Genomic DNA, 3,337 nt, shown 5'->3' on the forward strand with positions numbered 1-3,337 from the left:
GCTCGGCTGTTCTTTAACAATATGGGATGTAGTAAAGGTGTCACGGAGCGTTGATGAGACGCTCATGTAGTTTAACGTGATACCGGGTTGTGATTGTATCAACCAAAATGTATTTAAGTGATCGAAAGATGACTTGGAATACGGCACAAACGCGAGAACTCAGACCTGTGACAGGTGTGTTGTGAGACACACTCGTTATAGGGTCAAGCGAACAAGTGCATGTGGTGGATGCCTTGGCGATTACAGGCGATGAAGGACGCGGTAGCCTGCGAAAAGCTTCGGGGAGCTGGCAAACGAGCTTTGATCCGGAGATGTCCGAATGGGGAAACCCGGCCCGAATGGGTCATCCCTGACTGAATACATAGGTCAGGGAAGCGAACGCGGCGAACTGAAACATCTAAGTAGCTGCAGGAACAGAAATCAACCGAGATTCCCAAAGTAGTGGCGAACGAAATGGGAAGAGCCTTGTACTCTTTAGCAGAATTGTTAGCAGAACGGGATGGAAAGCCCGGCCATAGCAGGTGATAGCCCTGTATGCGAAAACAGTTTTGTGGAACTAGGTGTACGACAAGTAGGGCGGGACACGTGAAATCCTGTCTGAAGATGGGGGGACCATCCTCCAAGGCTAAATACTCGTAATCGACCGATAGTGAACCAGTACCGTGAGGGAAAGGCGAAAAGAACCCCGGGAGGGGAGTGAAATAGATCCTGAAACCGCATGCATACAAACAGTCGGAGCCTGGCAACGGGTGACGGCGTACCTTTTGTATAATGGGTCAGCGACTTACATTCAGTGGCAAGCTTAACCGATTAGGGAAGGCGTAGCGAAAGCGAGTCCGAATAGGGCGTTGAGTCGCTGGGTGTAGACCCGAAACCAGATGATCTATCCATGGCCAGGTTGAAGGTGCGGTAACACGTACTGGAGGACCGAACCCACTAACGTTGAAAAGTTAGGGGATGAGCTGTGGATAGGGGTGAAAGGCTAAACAAATCTGGAAATAGCTGGTTCTCTCCGAAAACTATTTAGGTAGTGCCTCGTGTCTCACCTTCGGGGGTAGAGCACTGTCATGGTTGGGGGGTCTATTGCTGATTACCCCGCCATAGCAAACTCCGAATACCGAAGAGTGCAATCACGGGAGACAGACATCGGGTGCTAACGTCCGGTGTCAAGAGGGAAACAACCCAGACCGCCAGCTAAGGTCCCCAAATATAGCTAAGTGGGAAACGAAGTGGGAAGGCTAAAACAGTCAGGAGGTTGGCTTAGAAGCAGCCACCCTTTAAAGAAAGCGTAATAGCTCACTGATCGAGTCGTCCTGCGCGGAAGATGTAACGGGGCTAAGCTATATACCGAAGCTGCGGACGCACGCAAGTGCGTGGTAGGAGAGCGTTCTGTAAGCCTGTGAAGGTGTCTTGTAAAGGATGCTGGAGGTATCAGAAGTGCGAATGCTGACATGAGTAGCGATAAAGGGGGTGAAAGGCCCCCTCGCCGTAAGCCCAAGGTTTCCTACGCAACGTTCATCGGCGTAGGGTGAGTCGGCCCCTAAGGCGAGGCAGAGATGCGTAGCTGATGGGAAGCAGGTTAATATTCCTGCACCGTCGTATGATGCGATGGGGGGACGGATCGCGGAAGGTTGTCCGGGTGTTGGAAGTCCCGGTCCCTGCATTGGAGAAGGCGCTTAGGCAAATCCGGGCGCGGAATTCAAGAGTGTGGGGCGAGCGGCCTAGTGCTGCGAAGCAATTGGAAGTGGTTCCAAGAAAAGCCTCTAAGCTTCAGTCATACGAGACCGTACCGCAAACCGACACAGGTGGGCGAGATGAGTATTCTAAGGCGCTTGAGAGAACTCGGGAGAAGGAACTCGGCAAATTGGTACCGTAACTTCGGGATAAGGTACGCCCTGGTAGCTTGACTGGCCTGCGCCAGAAGGGTGAAGGGGTTGCAATAAAATGGTGGCTGCGACTGTTTAATAAAAACACAGCACTCTGCAAACACGAAAGTGGACGTATAGGGTGTGACGCCTGCCCGGTGCCGGAAGATTAAATGATGGGGTGCAAGCTCTTGATTGAAGTCCCGGTAAACGGCGGCCGTAACTATAACGGTCCTAAGGTAGCGAAATTCCTTGTCGGGTAAGTTCCGACCTGCACGAATGGCGTAACGATGGCCACACTGTCTCCTCCCGAGACTCAGCGAAGTTGAAGTGTTTGTGATGATGCAATCTCCCCGCGGCTAGACGGAAAGACCCCATGAACCTTTACTGTAGCTTTGCATTGGACTTTGAACCGATCTGTGTAGGATAGGTGGGAGGCTTTGAAGCGTGGACGCTAGTTCACGTGGAGCCGTCCTTGAAATACCACCCTGGTTTGTTTGAGGTTCTAACCTTGGCCCGTGAATCCGGGTCGGGGACAGTGCATGGTAGGCAGTTTGACTGGGGCGGTCTCCTCCCAAAGTGTAACGGAGGAGTTCGAAGGTACGCTTGGTACGGTCGGACATCGTACCTAAAGTGCAATGGCAAAAGCGTGCTTAACTGCGAGACCGACAAGTCGAGCAGGTGCGAAAGCAGGACATAGTGATCCGGTGGTTCTGAATGGAAGGGCCATCGCTCAACGGATAAAAGGTACTCTGGGGATAACAGGCTGATACCGCCCAAGAGTTCATATCGACGGCGGTGTTTGGCACCTCGATGTCGGCTCATCTCATCCTGGGGCTGTAGCCGGTCCCAAGGGTATGGCTGTTCGCCATTTAAAGAGGTACGTGAGCTGGGTTTAAAACGTCGTGAGACAGTTTGGTCCCTATCTGCCGTGGGCGTTGGAATCTTGACGGGGGCTGCTCCTAGTACGAGAGGACCGGAGTGGACGTACCGCTGGTGTACCTGTTGTCTCGCCAGAGGCATCGCAGGGTAGCTATGTACGGAAGAGATAACCGCTGAAAGCATCTAAGCGGGAAACTCGCCTGAAGATGAGGATTCCCTGGAGGCTTGACCTCCTTGAAGGGTCGTTCGAGACCAGGACGTTGATAGGCTGGGTGTGGAAGCGCAGTAATGCGTTAAGCTAACCAGTACTAATTGCCCGTAAGGCTTGATCCTATAACCAGTGTGTTTTACCTGGTGTTCCGCTGTGCCACTTGGCATACAGCACAACCCAATCTTTACTACACCCCGATTTGCCAGGTTGACGCAGCGCGTCAGCCCGGCTACCCCTCATGCCTGGTGACCATAGCAAGTTGGAACCACCCCTTCCCATCCCGAACAGGACCGTGAAACGACTTCGCGCCGATGATAGTGCGGACTACCCGTGTGAAAGTAGGTCATCGCCAGGCTCTTATCCCCAAAACCCCCAGCCC

General features: G+C 52.9%; 2 rRNA genes. Both read left to right on the top strand.

Features of this window, described 5'->3' with window-relative positions:
* The first annotated feature begins 201 nt into the window (after positions 1–201).
* Positions 202–3,080 (top strand): 23S ribosomal RNA (locus tag B552_RS0124360).
* A 119-nt stretch (positions 3,081–3,199) separates the two neighbouring features.
* Positions 3,200–3,313: ribosomal RNA gene (gene rrf, locus B552_RS0124365) — 5S ribosomal RNA — on the top strand.
* Positions 3,314–3,337: the final 24 nt, after the last annotated feature.

It is taken from the genome of Cupriavidus sp. BIS7 (assembly GCF_000292345.1).
Classification (GTDB): Bacteria; Pseudomonadota; Gammaproteobacteria; order Burkholderiales; family Burkholderiaceae; genus Cupriavidus.